At 42.8% G+C, this 24,836-nt stretch carries 21 protein-coding genes and 1 tRNA gene; 10 read left to right on the top strand and 12 right to left on the bottom strand.

Going from position 1 to position 24,836, the window contains the following annotated elements:
• Positions 1-22: 22 nt before the first annotated feature.
• From DKT75_RS10025 to DKT75_RS10035, 3 genes are read right to left on the bottom strand one after another with little or no spacing between them, the layout of a single operon-like run.
• Positions 23-781: a phytanoyl-CoA dioxygenase family protein gene (locus tag DKT75_RS10025; protein ID WP_109823286.1), complete on the bottom strand. Its 759-nt coding sequence runs from the start codon at positions 779-781 to the stop codon at positions 23-25.
• A 41-nt stretch (positions 782-822) separates the two neighbouring features.
• A complete protein-coding gene (locus DKT75_RS10030; RefSeq protein WP_109823287.1) occupies positions 823-1,584 on the bottom strand; it encodes an ABC transporter permease in 762 nt (253 codons plus the stop codon).
• Positions 1,581-2,507 carry an ABC transporter ATP-binding protein gene (locus tag DKT75_RS10035; protein ID WP_109823288.1) on the bottom strand — a complete coding sequence of 309 codons (927 nt, stop codon included), beginning with the start codon at positions 2,505-2,507 and terminating at the stop codon, positions 1,581-1,583. Before DKT75_RS10035 ends, DKT75_RS10030 begins: the two co-directional genes overlap by 4 nt.
• Positions 2,508-2,875: 368 nt before the next feature.
• Here DKT75_RS10035 and DKT75_RS10040 point away from each other — a divergent pair, with 368 nt between their 5' ends.
• From DKT75_RS10040 to DKT75_RS10050, 3 genes are read left to right on the top strand one after another with little or no spacing between them, the layout of a single operon-like run.
• On the top strand, positions 2,876-3,502 hold the full coding sequence (locus DKT75_RS10040; RefSeq protein WP_109823289.1) for a vWA domain-containing protein: 627 nt from the start codon (positions 2,876-2,878) through the stop codon (positions 3,500-3,502).
• A 34-nt stretch (positions 3,503-3,536) separates the two neighbouring features.
• Complete coding sequence (locus tag DKT75_RS10045; protein ID WP_109823290.1) at positions 3,537-4,454, top strand: hypothetical protein; 918 nt, start codon at positions 3,537-3,539, stop codon at positions 4,452-4,454.
• A 23-nt stretch (positions 4,455-4,477) separates the two neighbouring features.
• Positions 4,478-5,623 (top strand): TAXI family TRAP transporter solute-binding subunit, encoded by a 1,146-nt coding sequence (locus DKT75_RS10050; RefSeq protein WP_109823291.1) that lies wholly within the window; start codon positions 4,478-4,480, stop codon positions 5,621-5,623.
• On the opposite strand, the gene DKT75_RS10055 is transcribed toward DKT75_RS10050, so the two are convergent.
• Both DKT75_RS10055 and DKT75_RS21820 read right to left on the bottom strand, forming a co-directional pair.
• Positions 5,583-9,044 (bottom strand): acyl-[ACP]--phospholipid O-acyltransferase, encoded by a 3,462-nt coding sequence (locus tag DKT75_RS10055; RefSeq protein WP_109823292.1) that lies wholly within the window; start codon positions 9,042-9,044, stop codon positions 5,583-5,585. The genes DKT75_RS10050 and DKT75_RS10055 overlap by 41 nt on opposite strands.
• A 143-nt stretch (positions 9,045-9,187) precedes the next feature.
• Entirely contained in the window at positions 9,188-10,162 is a 975-nt protein-coding gene (locus DKT75_RS21820; RefSeq protein ID WP_158278834.1) for a hypothetical protein, read from the bottom strand.
• A gap of 189 nt (positions 10,163-10,351) precedes the next feature.
• Between DKT75_RS21820 and DKT75_RS10065 the strand changes: the two genes are divergently transcribed.
• Together DKT75_RS10065 and DKT75_RS10070 are read left to right on the top strand one after the other, a co-directional pair.
• A complete protein-coding gene (locus tag DKT75_RS10065; RefSeq protein ID WP_109823293.1) occupies positions 10,352-11,713 on the top strand; it encodes an MFS transporter in 1,362 nt (453 codons plus the stop codon).
• An 88-nt stretch (positions 11,714-11,801) separates the two neighbouring features.
• Complete coding sequence (locus tag DKT75_RS10070; RefSeq protein WP_109823294.1) at positions 11,802-12,590, top strand: M15 family metallopeptidase; 789 nt, start codon at positions 11,802-11,804, stop codon at positions 12,588-12,590.
• A 9-nt stretch (positions 12,591-12,599) separates the two neighbouring features.
• Here DKT75_RS10070 and DKT75_RS10075 read toward each other — a convergent pair whose 3' ends face one another.
• From DKT75_RS10075 to DKT75_RS10095, 5 genes are all read right to left on the bottom strand, one after another.
• Positions 12,600-14,081: a S1C family serine protease gene (locus DKT75_RS10075; RefSeq protein WP_109823295.1), complete on the bottom strand. Its 1,482-nt coding sequence runs from the start codon at positions 14,079-14,081 to the stop codon at positions 12,600-12,602.
• A gap of 178 nt (positions 14,082-14,259) precedes the next feature.
• The gene (locus DKT75_RS10080; RefSeq protein ID WP_109823296.1) at positions 14,260-14,742 is read right to left on the bottom strand and encodes a LysM peptidoglycan-binding domain-containing protein; all 483 of its coding nucleotides are present in this window, start codon (positions 14,740-14,742) and stop codon (positions 14,260-14,262) included.
• Positions 14,743-14,792: 50 nt separating this feature from the next.
• Positions 14,793-15,908: a cache domain-containing protein gene (locus DKT75_RS10085; RefSeq protein WP_109823297.1), complete on the bottom strand. Its 1,116-nt coding sequence runs from the start codon at positions 15,906-15,908 to the stop codon at positions 14,793-14,795.
• Positions 15,909-15,926: 18 nt separating this feature from the next.
• The gene (locus DKT75_RS10090) at positions 15,927-16,568 is read right to left on the bottom strand and encodes a DUF8082 domain-containing protein (RefSeq protein WP_109823298.1); all 642 of its coding nucleotides are present in this window, start codon (positions 16,566-16,568) and stop codon (positions 15,927-15,929) included.
• A 27-nt stretch (positions 16,569-16,595) separates the two neighbouring features.
• On the bottom strand, positions 16,596-17,549 hold the full coding sequence (locus tag DKT75_RS10095) for a GTP-binding protein (protein ID WP_109823299.1): 954 nt from the start codon (positions 17,547-17,549) through the stop codon (positions 16,596-16,598).
• Positions 17,550-17,877: 328 nt separating this feature from the next.
• Between DKT75_RS10095 and DKT75_RS10100 the strand changes: the two genes are divergently transcribed.
• Positions 17,878-18,309 (top strand): hypothetical protein, encoded by a 432-nt coding sequence (locus tag DKT75_RS10100; protein WP_109823300.1) that lies wholly within the window; start codon positions 17,878-17,880, stop codon positions 18,307-18,309.
• Positions 18,310-18,336: 27 nt separating this feature from the next.
• On the opposite strand, the gene DKT75_RS10105 is transcribed toward DKT75_RS10100, so the two are convergent.
• Both DKT75_RS10105 and speB read right to left on the bottom strand, forming a co-directional pair.
• Positions 18,337-18,413, bottom strand: a tRNA-Arg gene (locus DKT75_RS10105).
• Positions 18,414-18,466: 53 nt separating this feature from the next.
• Positions 18,467-19,375 carry an agmatinase gene (gene speB, locus DKT75_RS10110; RefSeq protein WP_109823301.1) on the bottom strand — a complete coding sequence of 303 codons (909 nt, stop codon included), beginning with the start codon at positions 19,373-19,375 and terminating at the stop codon, positions 18,467-18,469.
• 187 nt (positions 19,376-19,562) lie between these two features.
• On the opposite strand from speB, the gene DKT75_RS10115 reads away from it, so the two are divergent.
• The 4 genes from DKT75_RS10115 (at position 19,563) to DKT75_RS10130 (ending at position 24,543) form a co-directional block, all read left to right on the top strand.
• Complete coding sequence (locus DKT75_RS10115) at positions 19,563-20,744, top strand: D-alanyl-D-alanine carboxypeptidase/D-alanyl-D-alanine-endopeptidase (protein ID WP_245923159.1); 1,182 nt, start codon at positions 19,563-19,565, stop codon at positions 20,742-20,744.
• A gap of 46 nt (positions 20,745-20,790) precedes the next feature.
• Positions 20,791-21,666 (top strand): DMT family transporter, encoded by an 876-nt coding sequence (locus DKT75_RS10120; RefSeq protein ID WP_109823303.1) that lies wholly within the window; start codon positions 20,791-20,793, stop codon positions 21,664-21,666.
• Positions 21,667-21,688: 22 nt separating this feature from the next.
• On the top strand, positions 21,689-23,974 hold the full coding sequence (locus DKT75_RS10125; protein WP_109823304.1) for an EAL domain-containing protein: 2,286 nt from the start codon (positions 21,689-21,691) through the stop codon (positions 23,972-23,974).
• Positions 23,975-24,354: 380 nt separating this feature from the next.
• On the top strand, positions 24,355-24,543 hold the full coding sequence (locus DKT75_RS10130; protein ID WP_109823305.1) for a hypothetical protein: 189 nt from the start codon (positions 24,355-24,357) through the stop codon (positions 24,541-24,543).
• Positions 24,544-24,836: the final 293 nt, after the last annotated feature.

The following is a 24,836-nucleotide window of genomic DNA, read 5'->3' on the forward strand; positions in this document are numbered from 1 at the left end:
TTATTTTAATCCATCTAATTTATTAAATAATTCGAATATCAGGAAAGCGAGATGATTTAGTATTTTGCACAGGTAACGTCACTTCACCGCGATAGGTAAAGACTAAAGAGCACTTTACATCATTCGTTTTACAGCGGTCTGCCGCGTGAAATATGTAGGGGCTAAACAAAAGAATATCACCTGCATTTAAGTTGACGTAAATGGCCTTCGCCAACTGCACCTGATTACCTTCGTAGTCTAGCTTTAAGAATTGCAGATCATCCAAGCCTTCGTCATCTACATGCCACAGATGGGAGCCAGGAATCACCTTCATTCCACCATTAAGTTGGTGCTCTGGACCAAGCGCCGTCCAAGCGTTTATTAAGCAGTTATCCGAATAGTGCCAATAACGAGTGTCACGATGCCACAAAGTGTCGCTACTATACTTAGGGTGCTTCGTCATGACGGTATTGTGATGATTAGGCGTCAGCAACAGTTGCTCACTACCCAATAGCTGCTGAATGCACTCTGTGACCGAAGTATCTTCTGCCCATGCTTTAAAAACAGCGTCACGCTCGTAAGCCATTAACAATCGTCGTGCTGTTGCACCACCAGGGTCATCGACACTTTTCGGCGCCCCCGGATAGTTAACTTCAGACTCTAACTCAATCGGTTCTTTTTTAGCCTCAAGATGAGAAAAAGTCACCGCACGAATGGCAGCAACCGTTTCAGCATCAGCAGCGCCCGGCAGTACCAAGAAGCCCTGTTGATTAAATATATTTACTTGTGCTTGCGTCAACATAACCCTACCCCAAAATGAAACTCACCTTTCGGCAACACTAATTACTGCTTGAGACGATAACCAGTTTTAAACATCCACCAGACAACACTCAAACAAAGTGCCAAGAACACACAAATCATTATTATGCTGGTTACAACAGGTACATCACTAACACCAAAGAAACTCCAACGAAACCCACTAATCAAATACAGCACTGGGTTGAACAAGGTAATGCTCTGCCAAACAGGTGGCAACATACTGACCGAATAAAAACTACCGCCTAAAAACACCAACGGCGTGATTACAAGTAATGGTATTAGCTGTAGCTTTTCAAAGTTAGTCGCCCATAGGCCAATAATAAAGCCGAACAAACTAAACGATATGCAGGTTAATATCAGAAATGTCACCATCCAAACGGGGTGCTGAATCTCTAGATCAACAAAAAACCCTGCTGTGCACAGTATGATAGCACCGATGATTAATGACTTACTTGCTGCCGCGCCAACATAACCAATAATAATTTCAAAGAATGAAATAGGTGCCGACATAACTTCATAAATAGTCCCCGTAAATTTCGGGAAGAAGATACCAAATGATGCATTAGAAATGCTCTGAGTGAGCAGTGACAACATGATCAGTCCAGGTACGATGAACGACCCGTAAGGCACACCATCAACCTCTTCAATGCGACCACCAATAGCACCACCGAACACCACAAAATACAGACAGGTCGACAACACTGGTGATGCAATAGTTTGCAGTAACGTATTCCATGCACGCTTCATTTCATTAAAGTAGATAACTTTTATAGCTTGGTAATTCATACGTCATCCTCGACCAATTTAACAAAGATGTCTTCCAAAGAGCTTTGCGTCGTTTTGATATCTCTCAATGTTAAACCTGCAGTATTTACCGCTTTCAGAAGTGTCGTAATACCCGTGTATTCCGCATTGGTATCGTACATGTAGGTCAACGCACTGCCCTCTTCATCCAATAACAAGTCGAATTCGACGAGTGAGTCTGGAATAGCGTTCAAGTTTTCACGGATCTCAATCCGCATTTTCTTCTCACCCATTTTATTCATCAGCGTGTGTTTATCTTCAAGCAATAACACTTCGCCTTTTGCGATTACACCTACACGGTCAGCAATTTCTTCTGCTTCCTCAATGTAATGAGTTGTCAGGATAATCGTCACCCCAGAGTCACTCAGCTTGTTGACGATTTTCCACATATCTTTACGCAGCTCAACGTCTACACCTGCCGTTGGCTCATCTAAGAACAATATTTTAGGCTCATGCGATAAGGCTTTAGCAATCAACACACGGCGTTTCATACCGCCAGACAGCGTCATTAGCTCGTTATCTTTTTTGTCCCACAACGACAGATCTTTCAGCAGTTGCTCTATATACGCAGGATTTGGTGACTTACCAAACAAGCCTCGACTGAACTGAACCGTATCCCACACCTTGTCAAACGCGCCAAGCGACAGCTCTTGAGGCACAAGACCTATATCCTTTCGAGTCAGTCGGTAGTCTTTAATAATGTCATTACCATCAACCGTCACTGTGCCGCTAGTAGGTGTTACTAAGCCACAGATAGTGGAAATGAGCGTTGTTTTACCTGCGCCATTCGGCCCAAGTAAGGCAAGAATCTCGCCTCTTTCAATCGTTAAGTTGACCGATTTTAATGCTTGAAAACCTGTGTCGTAGGTCTTGCACAAATCGACGATAGAGATAATTGCAGGCATAGCGTAACCGTCGTAATTTAAAAGTAGCTGTTCATAGCTGATTTTACATACTAGTAGGTATGTAGTTGTAGCTCAATGAGTTTATAAGCCATTAACAATATTGATAAAGCGCTAATCTCGGCACTAAATACAACTCTTTTAGACTCACTTTATGCATCAATAACCTAAAATAAAAAGCCATGCTGAACACTTAATAAACAGACATAAATAAAACTTTTCTACCTTATAAGCAAACATACACACCAATTCGTAAATAACTGAAATATGGACTAAAAATAAACAGAATAAAAAATCCAGTATGATAAAGTCCAACAAACTAGGCGTAGGTAGCACAACTTAAAAACCACTCACAATCATTGGAAAATAGCATGTTCCAACCAGAAAGAGGGGCAGGCCAAAAAGATGCACATATCGTCTTTCTATGCGATGCATCAGGGTCTATGTCTGGCGATAAAATAACTAATATGAATAATGCGATTGGCGCTGCACTAGTAACAACCCAGTCGGTTATTTCAACATTAGATCATGTAATCTTTGACGCTATCGACGTTTCCGCTATTCGTTTTTCTGATACGGCAGACTGGCATACGGTACCCAGCAAACTGCATGATCAATTTGTTTGGGGTGATTTACAACGACCAGAAGGGGTTACCAATCTTGGGCAAGCTTATACGCTGCTTGATAATTGGTTAAGCAGTGGCGCTGTTAGTGGTGCGATGCATACCTTAATCGTTGTGTTAATAACGGACGGTATGCCGACCGATGAGCCAAGTATTTTCCCTCACTGGTTGAAAGATAAAGCGGTCGCTGAAAATTTTGAGCGAATTGCATTTGCACTGGGCAGCGATGCAGAGTCTAGTTATCTCGATGAATTTGTTAGCAATGAAGACAATCTCTACATTTTAAGGAATGAGTTAATGCTTAAAGACTTATTGGCCAGAGCACTCACTAAGACCATTAAGAAGATACCTGACGACAAGCATCGTCAACATTAAATTTACACCATCAGGGTTAGGGAAAACCGCGCATATGAACAATAAAGCACATACAATTCTTGTTTCAGTCATGGCCAGTTATGGTTCAAAATTGACGACTAGCACAGCAAGCTGCAAAGCTTTTTTAGCTGATTTTTTGACTGACTACGCTGACGAAAAGAATGTGCTGGTTGAGCTTCATCATCTGCAACTGACAAAAGCACTCTATACCTTTAAAGGGGACGCAATCGATAAAAAAACCCTTATTGAGTTTATTGATCAAATTGAGGCACGTTCTGACCTCTCAAAGCAAGAATTAGCATGGGGTGTTGATGCGTGGGCAAATGCTGTTGATATTGATATCAAAGCACGCCGAATGATACGTAAGCAGTGTTTTAGTCATACTAACCGTGACTTACACATGGTCACCATCCGCCCGATTGAAATGAAAGCAGAAACCGTCCCTGAAGTCCCTGCGATGGTTGTTGAAAACGCTAGCCAAGCAGCCCTCCCTCGTATGGCGCTAATGGGTGTTGTGACACTGATCTCTACCTTCTCCATATTTCAAGCGATTAAGTCAAAACTACCTATAGACACTGCACCAGCTCCCGTTGCAATTGTGCAACCCATTAAGGTTGATGTAGCACCTATAGCAATCAAGGCACCGCTACATAACCTTGATACAGCCCCCGTCGCAGAAAAGACTCCAGAGCCATTGCCTAAGGTAGTCGTCATTGCGCCACGCAGTACGAGTGTAGCCATTGAACCTGAATCGTCTCAAATTAGTCATAGACAAGACAAACCAGAACCAATAGACATTGAAAAGCTCAGCGGCAAGCTACAGGCAGAACAAGCAGCGATTGAAGTACCTGAAACAAGTATTGAATTTGCAGCGGCCGATACTACTGAACTACCTGAAGTAGATGATGAGAAGCTGCAAGCAGACATTGAAGCTTTCTTGACTCAGGACTAACCCACTAAAACGGACTTCTTCAGATGATTAGAGTCAGCTTTTTACTCAGCGCATGGCTGCTCGCAGCTAACGCGTCTGCTGCTACCAATATGCCAACAGGTGCAGAAGGTGGCACATATCACGCTATTGGCGTTGATATTTCGCGCATAACACCACTCTATGGCGTTGATATCAATGTGATAAGTTCGGTTGGTTCTGTCGATAATATTCGTCAGCTATTTAAGAATAATGAGGTTGATTTATCACTTGCTCAATCTGATGTTATCGCTGCCTTTAAAAAAAGCCCTCAAGCGACTACTCAATCTGCAATACAAAATTTGCGGTTGGTGCTGCCCCTCTACCAAGAGGAAGTCCATATACTCGCGAACAAATCTATTCAAACGATCTCAGACTTAGCGGGAAAGCGCGTTGGTGTTGGCCGTATCGGCAGTGGCACGCATATCACTGCAACAAACATTCTCAGACTTCTTAAACTAAAAACCCTACCTAATAACAAGCTAAGCCCTCTTGACGCTTATAAAGCCTTATTATTTGGCGAGCTAGATGCGGTGTTTTTTGTCAGCGGCAAGCCCATTAATTTTATTCAGGGCATGCTAGAAATGAACGATCGTCAAGACTTGAAAAGCTATGTAGCCGGCATTCATTTACTCGCAATTGAGGATGATCGTTTAAACGAGTCATACGATATAGCGAGCATTGATCCGAATGACTATGTCAGTAAAAACCGCAAACACAAGCTCACCAATATTAGTATTCCAACTATTTCTGTGACCGCCGCATTGGTTACTAGAGTATTTCCTGATGATAACAAATGGGTCACAGGTAAACGCTGTCGTGAAATTGGTCGAGTGCATAGAGCAATTAGTAACAGACTCCACTTTCTTGCTTCTGGTGGAACCGCTAAAAACAAGTTCCACCCAAAGTGGGCCTCAGTTGATTTAAAGCACCCCATTGACCTTGAGGTGAGCGACTGCGTTAAAGCTAAAATCGCCACGAAGAAAGTCATTAAAGCGACCACCTCTTCCGAGATAGTCGCACCTGATCAAAACAAGGTTGAAGTACATCTGAATGCCGAAGAAATTGCAGAAGCACATTGCTTACTCACCACTCATAAGCCTTGTAGTAGCGCTACGATTCCAGATGACTCAACGCTAGAGCCTTTGCTTTAACAAAATCAGTTTTCCCCGAACCAAGCTTCGGCAAGGTTTCAACTTGAATGATTTTAGCTGGGATTAATAGCGGATTGACTGACTTGTCCAACATCGCTTGGCGCAACGTTTTCAACTCTAATCCGCTATTGTCTAGCAAGACAACCTTCTCACCTTTTTTATCATCGGGCACGTTCATCGCGATGACATCTGCAGCCTCATCACCTAGATATTCCTGAATCGTCGCCTCGACCTCACTCAGACTAATCATTTCCCCACCTAGCTTGGCAAAGCGTGAGTAGCGATCAACAATCACTAAGAAACCGTCATCATCAAGGTGGCCTTTATCACCACTGACATACCAACGAACACCCTCGATGTCATGAATCACTTTGCTGGTTTTTTCAGGATCATTGAGATAGCCCTTCATCACCTGCGGACCACCGATCAAAATCATGCCATCTTCTTTTGCCGTTAGCTCTTCTAGCGTCGCAGGGTCTACGATTTTAAAGCTAGAACCTGGTAATGGCATACCCACTGTGCCGCGTTTGCCACCCAACTGTACGTTCCAATTATTAAGGTCTAACGCATCCGGTAAGTTCACGCTAGCCACTGGCGCAGTTTCTGTCGCGCCATAGCCTTCGTAAACATCCTTCGAGAACTTCATTTTAAATGCTTCACGCACATCAGGACTCAGCTTTTCCGCTCCGGCAACCACTAGTCGCAAGCTATCGAACATTAACGGCTTAATTTTTCTGTCGCGGCTATATAAGCGCAAGAAGGTTGAAGTACCAAACATGACCGTCGCACGATATTTTGCAACGGCTTTGGCTACACCAAACCCATCAGTAGGGTCGGCATGACACACCATTGGCAAGCCTTCGACCAGCGGTAAAAACTGTGTCGCCGTCAAGCCGAACGCATGGAATAACGGCAGTGACGCCATAATCACATCATCCCCGTCTGCATTTAGCACTTCCGCTACTTGCTTTAAGTTGGCTATAATATTTTCGTGACTTAGTTCAATACCTTTCGGTGCACCCTCACTACCACTAGAGAATAGAATGGCTGCGGTTGCTTTAGGGTTATTACTGCGACAGAAAATCCACTTTAAAACACGCGCAGGCAGTACTGCAGTACCAATCAGAGTAGACACCATCTCTAGCTTTGAGATCTCTTTCTTTAGCTCTTCCAAGTAAACCACATGAGTCTTTTCAAGCACGGTACTTAAGTCGACACCCCGCTGCTCCAGCTTTTTAATAAAACGAGCGGACGTATAAACTGTTTTAATTTCTGCTTGCTCGATGGCAGAGGCTAACGCCTGAGTGCTTGAAGTATAGTTAAGGTTAACTAAAGTTTTACCTGCCAATAGACCCGCCATATTTGCAATGACACCGCCGCTGCTGGTTGGTAATAACAAACCAATATTTTGCTCAGGGCTAAGCTTACTGATCTTGCGTGAGAATGCAGCAGATGCGGTAAACGCCTTTATAGCCGACAGCGGCTCACTCATCGTATCGGCTAATGCCATTTCACCACCGACTGACTTCACTGTATCAATCCAAGCATTAGGCAGCGTTTGCAATGACTCTGAATAGCTTTTCCATGAGCTGATAGATAAATCAAACACACGACGCTTCAATATAGTCGCTGGTGTATCTTTACTTAACCTCGCACCAAAACTGACAAGAAGCTCTCGACGCATACCCTTTACTTGGTTACTTCTTAACTTCTCTGAAGACCGTGAAAATTGACTACCCCACAACCCTCGTAAGTAGAACGGTACAATCACAACATCATCATTCGCTAACTTGGCAGCCTTCTCATAGCCACGCTTGAACTCACCTAAGTGACCTGTACGGCTGAGCGTTCCTTCTGGAAACAGACACACAACTTCACCATTGTTTAACAACTCAGCGACTCGATCTAACGACTTTGAACTCGCTGGCCCTGACTCTATTGGAATTGATCCAAATAACTGAAAGAACCACTTTAAATACCAACGCTCATAGATATTACGAATCATCACAAAGCGTACTGGACGAGGTGATGCCAACTGCACAATCGCCCAATCTATCCAACTCACATGGTTTCCTAGCAACAACACACCGCCATTAGCTGGAATATTTTTCATACCTTCTACTGCAACTTTGTACTTCATGTTCATGAAATAAGTCAAAATGAAGCGCACTAAACTCTGCGGTAACTTATAAACCGTAAAGCTAAAACCTGCGACTGCAACGGCTGATATAAATAACAATAACTGTGAACTTGCGATGTTTGCTTTGGCAAAAGCGACAGTTACCAACAAGAAAAACAGCATTCCTAGGTTTTGAACTAGATTATTAGCCGCTAGCACTCGCCCTAAGTTGTTTTCTTTTGCGTGGTATTGGATAAGTGAGTTCAAAGGAACAATGAAGATTCCACCCATAATACCAATAAACATGAAATCTAAACCCATGAATACTTTACTGCTAAGTGTTGGCAGGATAAATAAACCCAGCGCCACACCCGCAGCACCAATAGGCACTAAACCTGTTTCGATATAGTTTTTTGACATGCGTGCAGCAATCGTTGAGCCAATAGCAATACCGACACCCGACATCGCCAATATAGCTTGGATAACAATCGTATTTGTCTCGCCTGTTTCAGCCTTAAGAAACGCAGGGAAAGCAGCCAACATAACTTGGCCGATCGACCAAAATACTGTCAGACCGATAATCGATAAAAAGATCACTTTATTGCTCAAAGCATCTTTCAAATTCTTTCGAGTCATCGCCCCACTTGTTAGCGACTTAAAGTCAAATTGATAATCTGCTTTGAGCTCATCAAGTTGCGGCAAGCGATACATCATCACCAGCTCGAAAATACTGGTTGCGATCAAAATAAAGCCGACAGGAACTAATGATCTAAGAATGAAACCTTTATCCGTCGTACCAGCTGGAAACCATGTTTCAAACAGAATAGAGAATATTAATGTGCCGACTAAAATACCGATAATGGCAACCGCCTGAACGAAGCCGTTGGCCTCGGCTAGTCGCTCTTTACCAAATAGGGATTTGATATAACCAAACTTAGCTGGCGAATAAATCGCAGACTGCACAGCTAGTAAGAAAGTCATGGCAAACGATGCCCAAAACCAGCCCATCGCATAACACACGGTGATTGCAATGGTTAGGCCAACAGCAGCCCAAGCCGAGACTCTCATCACCTTGTTTTTAGGATATTTATCCGCTATAAAGCCGGCGGTACTGAACATAAGTATGAACGGGAGGAGAATGAGCGCATTTACTATCGCGGTTAAGTAAACCTGATAGCTGTCGTCGTATACCTTGAATAGGGTGTTTTGAATAACAATTTTATGACCCAGATCAACCACGGTATTAAGGAACACCGCGATTAAAAAGGGGATCGCACCAACGACCTTTAGTAACTTACTCATGACCACTTTGCCTGCTTAGATTAACTGCTTAAAAGCATAGTGAGCAAGTGGTGATTATTTCTCAACTTTATTCGATAAAGTTGAAATTGAGCGTACTAGAAGTATTATATATTGATACCTTAGCGTTTCATGTCACGATAAGTCTATTTGAATAGATTATCTAGGTCGCCTTTGATAGAGTTTACAACCGCACGACTTGGTCGCTTTGCAGCCTCTTTGCTTGAAGCAGTAACTACCTTTTTTTGCACCTTAGTCACTGCTTTGACTTGCTGTTTAGCAACCTTAACGTTTGCAGCCGCTTTCTTTGAGGTTTTCTCAACACGCACTGGTGACTCTTTAGTTTTTGCAACAATCTCTTTTTCGCTAGGTAGTTGTTCTACAGCTTCAGCAATCGACTTAGTAAGAAACACATCAAGTACATCCGCTTGCTCCTCAACCTCGTCACCTTGCATATCAAACTCTAACACCACGTCAAGCGCCGGAACGTTAAGCTCACTCTTAACTGCTTCAACTGCTTCAACTGCTTCAACTGCTTCAACTGCTTCAACTGCTTCAACTGCTTCAACTGCTTCAACTGCTTCAACTGCTTCAACTGCTTCAACTGCTTCAACTGCTTCAACTGCTTCAACTGCTTCAACTGCTTCAACTGCTTCAACTGCTTCAACTGCTTCAACTGCTTCAACTGCTTCAACTGCTTCAACTGCTTCAACTGCTTCAACAAGCGTATCCGGAGTTGATTTGGTTTCAAGTCTTTTATATGCAGTTGCAGGCTCTATTATTGGCATTGTAATTAAAGCATCAGGCTCAATAACCTTTAGCTCATCAGCCACTGCCACTAAGGCTTCACCCTCAATAATTCCTTGAATTAATCCCAAAGGACTTTCTATATTATGCTTACCCGCAAGCGGCAGCCACACAAGTGCGTACAAAGCCCCGCTTAGTACAAGTAGTGTAACCAGCACGAGTGGCCACTTAAATAGTTTACGTATAACCGTTGAGATACCATTTCCCTCAGCAAAGAAATCTTGATCAAGAGGCGATTGTCTCTTCTCTTCGATCAATGACTCGAAAGGGTTATTTCCACCCTCCAAACCATTTAACTTATTTATAGTCTTCAAAGTTATCCCCTATAAAGACCGCATTGGCTTTATTTTAATACATTTAGTGTAGTTAACCCTAAGCATTCTTAGCTGATCATCATGACAAATGACCTAAAGTACGCGACCAAACAACAAGTACGAATAAAGCCTTCTCTATCCACGATCCAGCAGTGATAATAAAAGTTACCTCGATATGGGCTGATAGACATGAGTAATGACATCAAACAAAGCGTTTCTAAGAAAGGAATCTGGGGATGGATGCTATTTGACTGGGCGGCCCAACCTTTTCATACGCTAATTCTTACCTTTATATTTGCACCCTACTTCACCAGTCAAGTGGCCAACAATGACATTATTGGTCAAAGCTATTGGGGTTACGCAATTGGCATTACAGGGATTTTAATCGCCTTGCTTTCACCAATACTCGGCGCCTTGGCCGATACAACAGGCCCAAGAAAACCATGGATTTTTGGTTTTGCCATCATCGGCTGTATCGCGTCATTTTGCCTTTGGTATATTCCACCACAGGCAGACACCAGCACCATGATTTGGGGCTTGATAGCCATAGGCTTTGCCCTACTTGGCTTTGAGTTTTCAGCCGTGTTTAACAACGCCATGATGCCCGACCTTGTTCCAAGAGAAGAACTAGGAAAACTCTCAGGTAGCAGCTGGGCACTCGGTTATATTGGCGGCCTTTTTTGCTTGGTACTTATGCTGGGTTTCATGGTTGGAGATACAGAAACAGGCAAAACCCTGCTCGGCTTCTCACCTATATTTGGACTAGATTCGGCAAGTTCAGAAGGCGATAGAGCCAGTGGCCCCCTCACCGCAATCTGGCTCGCTATCTTTATCATCCCGCTATTGTTATTTACCCCAGACAAAAGCAGAGTAACTAGCCACTCCGGTGCAATTCGCAAGAGCTTAACAAGTCTAAAAAACACACTACGCTCCCTGCCAAAACAAAAAAGCCTCACCTCATTTTTACTCTCTAGCATGCTGTACCGAGATGCACTTAATGGCCTCTATGCCTTCGGTGGAATCTATGCAGCGGGCATATTGCAATGGTCGATTATTCAAATAGGGATCTTTGGCATAGTCGCCAATATCGCTGGTGCAGTTGGCGCATGGTTTGGCGGAAAAATGGACGCCCGATTTGGCTCGAAAACGGTTGTGACCTATTGCGTCTGGTTGCTAATTTTTGCCAGCGTCATCATAGTCAGCACCGACCAACAGCATGTTTTATGGTTAAACGTGGCTGACGAAGCAGGACAAACAAACCTACCGAATATTGTATTTTATCTATGTGGAGCCATCATTGGAGCCGCAGGTGGCTCACTTCAAGCCTCATCTCGCACGCTGATGGTTGATCAAGCAGATCCGAATAAAATGGGTGAGGCATTTGGTCTATATGCACTATCAGGCCGAGCAACTAGCTTTATAGCCCCAATATCTATCGCCTTCTTTACCAGCTTATTCGCCAGCCAACGCATAGGTATAACACCTGTTATTGGGCTATTTGTCCTCTCACTATTTTTACTGCCTATGGTTCACTCGCGCTTAACGAAATAAACGGTATAACATCAGCGAGGAACTTTTTTTAAACATAAAGCCTCCAAGTACCACTAGATTTAACTAACAATAATAAAGGCAGACTATTGTGCAACTTTCCTTAAACAAGCTCTTCGTAATAACCGCTAGCTACTTACTTTTGAACACTGCTGCGATAGCAAACCCACCAGCACTGCTCGCAATGAACCAGCCAATTGCTCACGACGCATCAATCACCGACAGTTTTTTAATGGGAAAATACACGGCAAGCAAGCGCGGTGATTTTGTCAAAATAAGCACACGTTATGCCTCTAGAAGTGGCATGTATATGCAAAGCCTTCCGTATGACGCTTTTAAAGCGATGTACAACGACGCTAAAAGTAGTGGCGTTAACCTAAAAATCATTTCGGCGACTCGCAGCTTCTATCACCAAAAATCCATTTGGGAAGCTAAGTGGATGGGAAAACGTAACGTCGGCAACATTAAAAATGCAGCACGCAGTATAAAGAACCACCAACAACGTGCGGTAAAGATTTTAGAGTACAGCTCAATGCCAGGAAGCTCCCGCCATCACTGGGGGACAGACGTTGATTTGAATGCATTTACCAATAAATACTTTGCCTCAGGACAAGGCAAGAAGACCTACGACTGGTTAGTGAAAAATGCCGCACGTTATGGATTTTGTCAGCCATATACGGCTAAAAGCCAAAGACGCGCCACAGGTTATAACGAGGAAAAATGGCACTGGTCGTTTCAACCACTATCACATCAGTATACTCAGCAAGCCCAACTGCGCTTAACTGACAAGAGCTTTACAGGCTTTGCAGGCTCAAGTACCGCAACACGTATCGGCATTATCAACAAATACGTACTGGGTATTGAGCCAAGCTGCAAATAAGCTAAACCCTTATTGTTTGAGAACTAATTTTTGGGTGGGAGCTTTCTTCCACTCATCAATTTCAGCAGAGTGTGCTTTTTGAATACGGTACTTTTTCAGAAGCTCCGCTTGCTCAGACTGTGCACTTTCACGGTCAATAGCAATCTGATAGCCATTCTCATTTTCAAGCAAGATGACAGGAGCCGCATCTTTAGACAGTAACTCGTAGAACCCTTTAAAGTTCTTAAACGTCTTACCGTTTACCTTATTAATCACCGTATAAACACTGTCATGAAAACCTCGATTAGACGATGAAGCCAATACTTGGCTAACCACTATTTCATCTTCTTGAAGGTCATCTTTTGTCTGTAGGTACTCTTCTTTACTCAAACACGGTGCCGCTAGCGCTTTAGCCACAAGAACAAACCCACCAAAGATAATGTAACGCGGGTCTTGGTCAAAAATAAAGGCTGACTCTAAGGTCTTAGTCAGTGGGATTTTCACCGTCATCGCCTCACCGTCACGTACCAAACCCAACTCAACAGACTCACCAACTAGGTGAAGCTGCACAAAATGTTCGAAGTCGACACGCTTACGCTGGCTCGTCATCACCATGCCATTATTTTCTATTTTCTTACCATCGATACTGCTAATAATATCGCCTTTTTTCAGGAACTTATCTGTCGGCGTATTGAAGCAAACTTTGCTCACCAAAACCCCTGACTGCTTTTCCTTTAAGTTATAACCTTTACGCAACGCTGGACTCACCAATCGTTGAAAGCCTGCTGATAACTCAGGAAAACCATCATAATGGCCGTCTTCCATATCCGCTAAAAAGCGATTCAAAATAGTGACCGGAATCATGTAGCCAATATTATCCTCACGATTTCGCGACTGCATCACAATACCAACCACCTTCTCATCAACTAGTGCCGGCCCACCGCTATTTCCGGGGTTAATCGCCGCATCGACTTGAATCGCTTGAAAGTTCAGGTAACTGTGCACATACGTCTGATGCTCTATACGAGAAATAATACCCTTGGTGATACTCAATGCTTGACCACCCACAGGGTAACCATAAACCGTCACTTCTTGATGAATTTCTGGTAGGTCGCCCAACTCTAACGGCTTAATACTTTTAAACACTTCGGGGTCTTTTAGCTTAAGAATAGCCAAATCAACTTCATGAGCAATAGCGATGACCTCTGCTTCAAATCGCTTTGAGTCACCGTCACGCTGAACTTCGATAAAAGTATGTTTTTCAACGACATGTGCATTAGTGATAATACGACCACCGTCTAATACAAAGCCTGACCCAGAGCCGGATATCGTACTAGAACTCCACGGTGCACGAATATTATCTGACTTAGATGTTGCGTAAATCATGACGACTGAATCGGATAGACGATAACTATCCTCTGCCTCAGATGCTGCCAAGGCTGTATTCATGATCCCCAACATGAATACGATACAAAAAACGCTTAAGGTATTTCTTACACTGACTTGCTTCATAGCTGCCCCCCTTCAACTGCCTAATATTTATTTTATTTCAATAACTTAGGCAGTAACTTTGTTTAATTTAAGATCAGTATACTACTATGATCAAAAAAAGATCATAGATAAATATAACGCCTACTAACCTGTAATAACAAAGAAAAATATCAGCATGAGGGGCATTTTTTCTGAAGACTTATTCGGGCAATTTAAGCACAGTGCCTTCTGGGATAACATTGATGTCCTTAATCACATCTTTGTTATATTCATAAATATCCAAATAGCGACGGCCATTTTCTGGACCATAGATACGCTTTGCCACACTAGAGAGTGACTCATTAGGCAGCAACACAGTAGTTAGTGGCACGGTGCGTGTTACTACTGGAGGCGTAAATGGCTTACCTGTTATTTCTTCCATCGTAAGACTGACAGCTTCACGAATCTCTTCGATAGGCTTACCCGCGTGCAAAGCCTCGCTCACAACCTTTTCCAAGCTCATACTCAGAAGCTCAGGCTTTGACTTATCCAGCATATTCAACTTTGTAAGCACACCAACGGCAACCGTTTGGGTAAGCTGTTGAATATGACTAGGGTCCACGGGTTTTGACATGACCGGCGTGAGGCATACTGAGCTTACCAATACGATATTTAAAAGTTTAATCAATGCGTTATTAGACATGTCTACATCCTTGTAAGGCTAATCTATTACAATAATGAAGGTTGTTGTAACTACACCTTCCGTGACCTCTTCATCAAAATGACCATCGACTTTCTTAACAACTCCATCGCTTGCGACAAGTCACCAATTTCATTCTTAGTCTCTGTTTTAATCGGCGTTTCAAGATCACCCTGACTAAAGTTTTTCACTTTTTCAGTTAACCGCAGCAATGGTTCTGATAAAGAATTGGATAGAATCATAGCAAATATAAAACTCAAAAATAAGCACACTGTAACAATAATCAGTGAAATTGATAAATAATCTCGCACAGACTTAAATAGTGCTGACTTTGGAGCGACGCTAACGAGGTGACCTAACACGCCTTTTTTATCACCCAAAGAAACCGACATTATCAGGCTAACCTCATCCTCATTAGCGACTGATTCATCAGTGAAGATATTCAATCTAGACTCAGTCGTCTCAGACGATAAATTACCGTCCTTACCTTGAGTGTAAATATAGCCTTGTGGGTCAGAAAATAGAGTGCGCCACCCCTGCTCAGTCGTTGAAACTGCTTGCGTAATTAAGTAGTCAGCATCAAGGTTTAATACCAGCACGCCTTGTGATCGACCATCCGCAGTCTTAACAGTACTAGCGTAATGCATCGTCGACACGTTAGGAGAGATTACTTCACCACTATCACGGCTTAGTTCAATCGGTGAAATATAGATATCACCCTTGCCTAGCACCAATGCCTCAGGAAAATAACGCTCGCCACTCTGATCCATTAAATCACCCTTGTCAGATAAGCTTTTTGCTAGGCCATTTTGGCGCTCTATATAAATTACTTCATGCCCTGCCATATCCAACAAACGAATCGATGAATAAATGGGTTGTTGCTGTGCAAATAGCTCTAGCGCATTACTAAGCCCCACTAATGGCTGTTGCTTAGCCATATAAAGCTGCATTATTTTTGACTCACGCAGAAATAATAAGTCCCGCTCGGCATTACTCAGTAGTGTTTCTATATGCTGCTGGGTTCTGGCCAAGTGGTTTTGCTGATCCTTTAAGGCAGCTTCACGCAGTGCTTCCGATGTTGTGTAAAAACTGTAACCGCCAATTAATAACACTGGCAGTAACGTTAACAACATCATGGTAAATAATATTTTGTTACGGATATTTTTCATTATTGTATGTAATTCCTTTTACATCGCTGGTGGGAGAACTCCAGCTGCTTTTGTAGAAAATGCTTGTCGCTCTTGAGGTGAATCCAATTCAGCCTCCAGTAACGCCAATAAATACGGCAAGTTTTGAGCGCGCTGCACATAAGTTTGCTTCCATGTATCAATAGCATCCTCAACCAAAATCTCTGCAGCTGGGCCCAAAAAACCAGTCAATATTTTGGTGTAGCTATTAAACACAGGTCTCAACGACTCCTCTGTCGGCACGGCTGACACAGTCGTTGACTGACTAGCAGATAGAATTGCTAGGCGGTCTAACTCCGCTTGTTCTTGTTGTACCAGCTGCTTAATACTTTCTGAGGCTGACTTAACGCCCATACTCATCATTGGAAAGTTAATTTTCTTCTCAGTCATTAACAACGCGATATAACCAGAGTGCAATCGAAAGCCGGCAAGATAACCACTATCTACGCCAATAAAGATCTCATTATGTGTCTTTCCTATTGCCTCAGCAGCCGAAAATATTTGAGCGATGACGACACTGCTCTTTATTAAAGATGCTTGTTGCGCCTTTGTTAGGCCGCTGTAAATTAGCTTCCCTTGCTTATAGATTGCAGCATGACGTACCCCTTTTAAGGCGCACAACGAATCGACAATTACTTGCATTTTATAGTGTGCCCTTTGAATAAGTTGTTACAACCATTGCAGCATATCCTCGACTTGCTGGCTTAAGCTGGGTACAGACACTGAGCGCTCAGAACATACCCCCAGCGACCGCTCATCCTCTACAAATACAGTGAGATTATTATCCTCTGGCCCGCGCAGCATAATGCGATTAATAGGCCCGAGTTCAGCTGCTTCCATAAGGTTGGGAGATAGACCCGTTAAATAAGCAATGAAGTGATTAAGCGACTCATCATCCATTGTAGAGTCGATTAATTCGCCCATATTATTGGTAATAGTGACGCCAGTAACACCACTTAAACCACTAATAGCCGACATCGCTTTTTGGTTTAGATCGAGATTGTTTTCTATCGGACGTGGCGTTGTAGCTTGAGTAGCAGAAGAAACTGCACGACTAAGCATTACGTCAGGCGCTTGCTCAGCGACTACCTCGAGAGGTATCAAGTCTAAAACCTTATGTACTAACCCCAACACATCTTGTTTTTCACGAGGGTCAATATTAATGATTTCAGCCTCAAGACCTAACTGCTCCATCCAGTCTTCATACACTTCTGGCAGCAACGGTTCACGAACATCTAAGCGCGTTATGCCGATGATCAATCGCCCTTTGTTTTTTATGAAGTCAGCAAATTGCTCAGAGAAGTATTTAAGATCGCGATAAGGGTAGTTACGGTTATTATCTAGCAAGATAACTAAAGCATCCGCACCTTCTGTGAGGATCTCCCACATGAAATCAAAGCGCTCTTGCCCCGGTGTCCCGTAGACATGAACGACTGTATCGTCTGCATCTTTTATACGTACTGTGCCGTAATCCATTGCAACCGTTGTGGTGCTTTTACGTGCCAAGGTCACTGAGTCAGAGACAGGCACATCTGTTCTCACCGCTTTTTGATCAGTGAGTGAGTCTATAGCCGTCGTTTTACCTGAGCCAACAGGCCCAGTGATGATGAGTTTGTACTGCAAGTGGTGATATTCCTTATCTTAACCAATCATTAAAAATAACGTTGGTAACACTTATGTGTGCTATTACTTAATCAGCAGCAGACGTAGCTACTTGGAGGCTTTAAGCCAAATTATTATTTAGAAAGTAACACTCGTTTTAAATGACTTTTCGCATTGGGGGAGCAACAAGATCATTGTTTTCATTAGTTTAATCGCTAAACACTCTTTGAGCAATATACTTAAGAGTTGAACCTTTAAGCTAAATCTATGGACCAACCATCAGGGCTGAAATTGAACCCCGACACCCTTCTCTATAAAAAGATGAGGGAAACATTAAAGGATTATTCCGATGAAATATTTATTATTAGCAAGCCTAACATTGCTGCTTAACGCATGTGCTTCCTATGACTTCGTTCCAACGCCAGTACCTGAGCTGATCTCTAAAGTGACTTATACCACTACTGACTCATCTGGAAATAATACTTGGCAGCTAGATAACGACACATTAAACGTTCGCCACATGAAACTATCAAATAGTGGCCAACTTATTTCACAGCGTGTTACTAAAGCAACACCTAATGAATTTAACATCATTGCGACTGGCTTTGAAAATGCTGACTTCAAAAAAGTAACATCACAACAGGGCAGAAGAAACGCAGGCGTAAAAGAAAAATTAGTGATTGAGACAGCTGAAGGCAGCCGTGTATTCACACAAGATGAGAATTCAAGCTTTCCAGCAAAAATCAATGAAGTGACGAAGACGATTCCACAGCTGTTTTAATGTGAGGTCTAACGTATAAAGCGGAAATGGCGCACCTGATCGGAGTCGAACCGATGACCTTCGCCTTCGGAGGGCGACACTCTATCCAGCTGAGCTACAGGTGCTTTAAATTGGTTTGCGGAGTATACCGCATCTATCAGGAATGAAGAATATAAACTTACCTGACAGAAGAAGCCATCACGTACAGCATTTCTAACGCCAAAGTAGCCCCTGCCAGAGCAGTGATTTCAGACTGGTCATAGGCAGGGGATACTTCTACCAGATCCATTCCAATAAGATTAATCCCTTGCAAGCCTCGAATAATTTTCAGGGCTTTATCCGTCGTTAGCCCTCCAGGAACGGGAGTTCCTGTACCGGGAGCATAGGCTGGATCTAAGCAATCAATATCAAATGTTAAATAAGTTGGTGTATCCCCTACTACCGCTTTAATCTGCTGAACAATTTCATCGGCACTTAGGTCGTTTGCCTCTGCACCATCTATCACTTTGAATGGGTGGTCTTTAACTGTGTACTCGGTACGAATACCGATCTGTACTGTTTTATCTGGGTCAATCAACCCTTCTCTAGGCGCATGGTAAAACATACTCCCATGATCATATTCACAGCCCGCTTCTGAATAAGTATCGGTGTGTGCGTCAAAGTGAATCATTGCCAACTTGCTATGCTGCTTTGCATGAGCACGCAGCAACGGCAGTGCAACGAAATGATCGCCACCAAAGCTTAATATTTTCTTCCCCGCTTTTAGTAAGCGACCCGCATGTTCTTCTACCTCCTCTAAAAGCGACTCATGGTTGCCCGTCAGCGGCTCTAAATCACCATAGTCAGCAACCCTCATTCGTTCAAATGCAGCAAAGCTCCACGGCCAACGTTTCTCCTCCCAACGAATATGTGCACTCGCCTGACGAACAGCCATCGGCCCTCCACGCGCACCGGCACGACCCGTTGTTGCTAAGTCATAAGGAATACCCAACACAAAGACATCCGCACTATTTAGCTCGCGAGACAGTGGCAAGCCCATATAGGTAAATGCATTGGCATAATTTGAAAGACTAGTAATAGGTGACATAAATCATATCTAAGATAGAGACAGTCCTTCATTATAAATTAACTATCGCGGCATTTGCACTTATCCCGACTTTTCCTGTCTACTGTAGCGATACCTAACTTTTATTTAATTAAAACCATCGCGATAATTCAGCATGTGTCAGGTCAAAAATAATAAACTTAATAATAAAACGACAATGGGGAAAATAATGCTTCGATCACTCTTGATAGGCGTATGCTTTACGTTACTAGCCAGTCCATTAGCGCACGCTAATGCCTTAAATAAGTTCTCAGAACTCAAAAATGCCGGCATATTGGTTGTTGATACCCAAGGCCGTCGCTTACTGTCCGACAACCGCAACCGTGCCTTTATTCCGGCATCGACAACTAAAATAGTGACCGCATGGCTAGCGCTAAACCGCTGGGGTGAGCAGCACCGCTTTAACACCGACTTCTACTATGACCAGCAACAAGCTAAGTTATGGGTGAAAGGAAGTGGTGACCCGTTTCTGGTGTCAGAAGAACTATCATCTATCGCACTACAGCTGCAACAGCGCGGCATTAGTCACGTTGCAACACTCGCCCTAGATACTTCTGCGTTTACCGCAGGCTTGGTTCTACCGGGAACGAGTAAGACAAATAATCCGTATGATGCCGTACCCTCTGCACTGGCTGCTAACTTTAATACTGTTAACTTGAGAACAGTGAATGGTCGTATTCGTTCTGCAGAAACACAAACACCATTGACCCCGATTGCAAAGTCACTCGCAAGAGGATTTAAGAAGAAAAAGATTCGCGTTAATACTGGTCGCGATCCAAAGGTAGCAGAACGTTATTTTGGCGAGCTATTTTTAGCACTGCTTAAAAAACAGGGTGTTACGCATGACAACCGCATCGTTTTTGAGCAATCGCCGGCAAAAGCACCTTTTTACCAACACAAAAACAGCAAGACACTCGGCGATATGATTCGCCCTATGATGAAGTACTCAACTAACTTTATCGCCAACCAGCTTGCGCTAATAATGACTGCTGAGCACCTTGGACGACCGGCTTCCGTACGCGACGTTCAGCAGTATATGGAAGGCACATTGAAAGCTAACTTCAATTGGGAAAACATTACATTCAAAGAGGGCGCGGGACTATCTAGAAGTAATCGTATCTCCCCTGTCCAACTTGTTGAGTTATTAGAGCGATTCCGCCAGTGGCGTCATTTACTTCCTGAAGTAGAAAAAGGTGTCTTTGCAAAGTCTGGGACATTAAAAAAAGTAAGTACGTTAGCGGGTTATATTGTTGATGGTGGGCAATGGAAACCCTTTGCATTAATGATGAATCAATCGGTGCCTTATAAGTTGAGAAACCGCATTGCAAAAGAGTTAAGACAAACACTGTAAATGCTATACACTGCCAGCTCTTATACCGTTGGCAGTGGTTTACATCATGCAGACTCGTCATGTTTTAGCCTTAATATTTCTCGCTGCTATTTGGGGAGCTTCATTTTTATTTGCGCGTATTAGCTCACCCGAGTTTGGTCCATTGCCCTTCGCTTTTTTGCGTGTCGGTATTGCAGCGCTAGCCTTAGCACCCATATTATTTATGGCGAATCACTGGCAACTGCTGCGTCAAAACATTGTTATTATCTCTATCATCGCACTGCTTAATTCTGGCATTCCATTTATTTTATACGGCTACACTGCCCTATATTTAAATGCCGGTATTACCTCCGTTTTAAATGCAACAACACCTATTTTAACGGCCGTCATTGCCCATTATTATTTAAAGTCACGATTAACACGCAAACAGTTAATTGGTTTATTTATTGGAATTATTGGCGTCACGATATTAATGTCCGAAAAAATCAGTTGGTCGGGGACTAATATACTGCCCTTGCTCGCGCCGATAGCAGCCTGTCTTTGTTATGCGATTAGCGCAAATATGACAAAGAAAAAACTGAGTCATATCCCACCAAAATTAATTGCAGCTAGTAGCATGTTGACTGCTGGGATGATATTGATGCCCTTTGCTCTAATGAACCTGCCCGACAAGCTCCCTAGCCTATTAGCTTGGAACTCGATGTTCGCTGTTGCCTTAATATCGACCGCACTCGCTTATTTAATATTCTTCCATTTAATTAGAGAAATAGGGCCTGCTAAGACGGTTAGTGTCACCTTAATCATTCCAATTTTTGGCATCTTATGGGGGGTATTATTTTTAGATGAAACAATTACTTTTACAGTTGTAGCAGGTACACTTGTTATCTTGATTGGGGCATATCTATCTTTATCGCTAAATTGGTTTACTGGCTTACGGCTATAAATCTGTGTTTAGCCGCTTTTTTATGATTAGAAATTTAACAAATACATCATTAAAAATGGTATGCATAATACTATTTTACCTATCTTCTGTGTATGCAAACCTCTCACTTGCCGCGCCCGAGCGCTCACTAAACTTAAACCTACATGAAGAAGCTTGGCTCCTAGATAACCCTACAATACGTTTAGGAATAGATCGCGCCTTTCCACCCTTCGGCTCAATAGACAAAGACAATAATTATACTGGCTTCACTGCAGACATAATGGCGCTTATAGCTCAAAAATTAGATATCGAATTTGATATCAAGAAGCAAACACCTTGGAGCGACACTATCAAGCTCGCTCAACAAAGCGAGATAGACATGGTCGCTGGCTTGGTGATTACCCCAGACCGCGCAAACTATTTACACTTTACGTCTAGCTATATCAAAAACCCTTCAATTATTGTTAATAATTTAGATAAAAATGGCTACATCGGTAACCTTAAGAATCTATATGGCAAGACCGTCGCGGTAGAAAAAGGCTCATTTTCATCTGATGTGCTAGCACGTGACCACCCCGAAATAAAACTACAACAAGTTAAAAATACAGAAGTAGCACTAGAGCTAGTATCAAAAGGAAAGGCTGACGCTTATGTTGGAAATGCAGTAACCGCTAGTTTCCTTAGCCGAAGACTGGGGTTGAATAATTTATTTTTTTCTGGGAATACAGAATACTCCAGTGATCACAGCATCGGCATTGTAAAACCTAATTTGCTATTAACGTCCATCATGGAAAAAGCACTGGCTTCTATTGACCTAGAAACGCGTGAGCAAACAGCTAATAAATGGTTTGGACTTAGGGTAAGACCCCATATTCAGCGTAATACAGCGATCACTTTAGGCTCTTTAGCTGCGCTATTACTGTCAATTGCTGCTATCTGGATCTATACGTTAAATAGAACAAAAAAAGCATTAAGCCTTAGCGAGCAAAAAATTCGACAGCAAGCTAACTTTGACTCGTTGACAGGGTTATTAAATAGACGACATTTTAATAAAGTTCTTGCTGAGGAAATGGACAAGACAACGATCAACCCTTTCGCATTGTTATTTCTCGACATCAGTCAGTTTAAGGAAGTAAACGACACATTAGGACATAGCATCGGTGATATTTTGCTTAAGAGAGTATCTAGACGCATTAAAAATAGTGTTAGAACCTCTGACATTGTTGCTCGACTGGGTGGTGATGAATTCATCATCATTGTTAAACGTGTCAACAGCCGCGAGACGATTGAAAAAGTTGCTCAAACCGTTCGCGCTGCACTTAAGTCTGAGTTTATGATTGAAGGTCATAGCATCCATATTTCATCAAGTATTGGTGTGACGTTATATCCTCAAGATGCAAGAACGCACGATGAGATTTTAATTAATGTCGACCAAGCGATGAATGCGAGTAAGCAACGCGGCCCAGACAGTTTCACCTTCTTTGATGAGTCCATGCGTGATGCTTTACGTTTAAAAAATGCAACACTGAGAGACTTAAATAGCGCTCGTAAAAAGGGCCAGTTTGAGCTTTTCTACCAGCCTATTATCAACTTCGAAACAGGGCAAATAACAAAAACTGAGGCACTAATACGCTGGCAACACCCTGAGCGTGGAATGATTGGTCCAATGGATTTCGTGATGCTAGCGGAAGAAAGCGGCTTGATTCATGAGATGGGTGAGTGGATATTTGAGACTGCCACTCAGCAGGTAGCCGAGTGGAGGAAACAATTCTCCCCCAACCTTCAAGTCAGCATTAACACCTCACCACTGCAGTACCGTGAAAATGGTATTGATGTGAAAGACTGGCAGCAGCAGCTAGAAGCATTAAACTTATCAGGTAGCGCCTTAGTGTTGGAAATTACTGAGAACTTACTAATGGATACCAGCAATAGCGTTAAGGGCAAACTCAAAGAGTTGTCTAATGCTGGGCTTGAAGTAGCGATAGATGACTTTGGTACAGGCTACTCTTCACTGTCTTATATGAAAAAGTTTGATATCGACTATCTTAAAATAGATCAGTCTTTTGTTAAAAATCTGACCGCTGACTCTGAAGATATGGCACTTTGCGAAGCTATTATTGTAATGGCTCACAAGCTTGGATGTAAGGTTGTGGCGGAAGGGATCGAAACAGAGCAACAATGTAGCCTATTGAAACAAGCAGGATGTGACTTTGGTCAAGGCTACTTGTTCTCTCGACCTATTAACGCTGCGGGTTTTGAGGTTCTTCTTAAAAACGGACAACATACATTAGACCCAACTGCTAGCCCGCAAATTTCACTTCATATTTAAAGCTTTTCCACTACGGAAGATCTACTTTTAAACTCACTATCCTAGAAAATAAACTCATCTGGCATTTGCAGATAGGCAGTTGTATGTATTCAAAAACCCAGTTCAATAGCTGAGCTAACTCCATAAACCGTCAACGTATTTTAGGATTGGATACCCGTTAAATTTTCACCAAAAAATTAGTTGAACAAACTAATGGTATTGAGTGTCGAAAAAGATAAAGGCGAAATGGATATAATCCCTAGCGCTTACAAAAATTTCAATTAAGTCATAGAAAACCAACATGATCTTGTTAAAATCGTTCATACCTTGAAGCAGACTATCTGTGTAAAAGGTAAATAACCATACCGGTTCAAATTGCCAAAACCTTGAAGGAGGTCCAAATGGCTAAAGTAAAGCGGAACAAACCGCGCAATCCTGTCGCCGTCCTGCCAATAATGCGCAAAGGCGGCGTTCATGAAAAGAGTCGTTCTGCTGAGCGACAACAAGGGAAACAGAAGCTTAAACAGCTTGTTTCTAAAGTTGAGGCCGGTCTTTCCGGCCTTGATTGCGTCTGGTGTATGGCTTTTTAATAACTCACTCAGCTACTTTGCTACCATTTAAAACAAGCTACTCGATAAATACAATCAATCACAATAACCCTCTTCCCAACTCACAAAACACAACGACTTCCGTTACCATAGTTGAAACACACTAGAGAGGAAATCACATGTACAAGCAAATGACATGCAGCCGGTGCTATAAACCGATGCTCCCCAGAGTGATCAGTGAAAAGTCTGCCACCTTACTTATCGAACAAGAAAGCCTATACTTTTGCTCACTATGCGGCCATGAACAAGCACCTGTTGGTGGCAAACTAAGGGGA

It is taken from the genome of Leucothrix arctica (assembly GCF_003172895.1).
GTDB classification, from domain to species: Bacteria; Pseudomonadota; Gammaproteobacteria; order Thiotrichales; family Thiotrichaceae; genus Leucothrix; species Leucothrix arctica.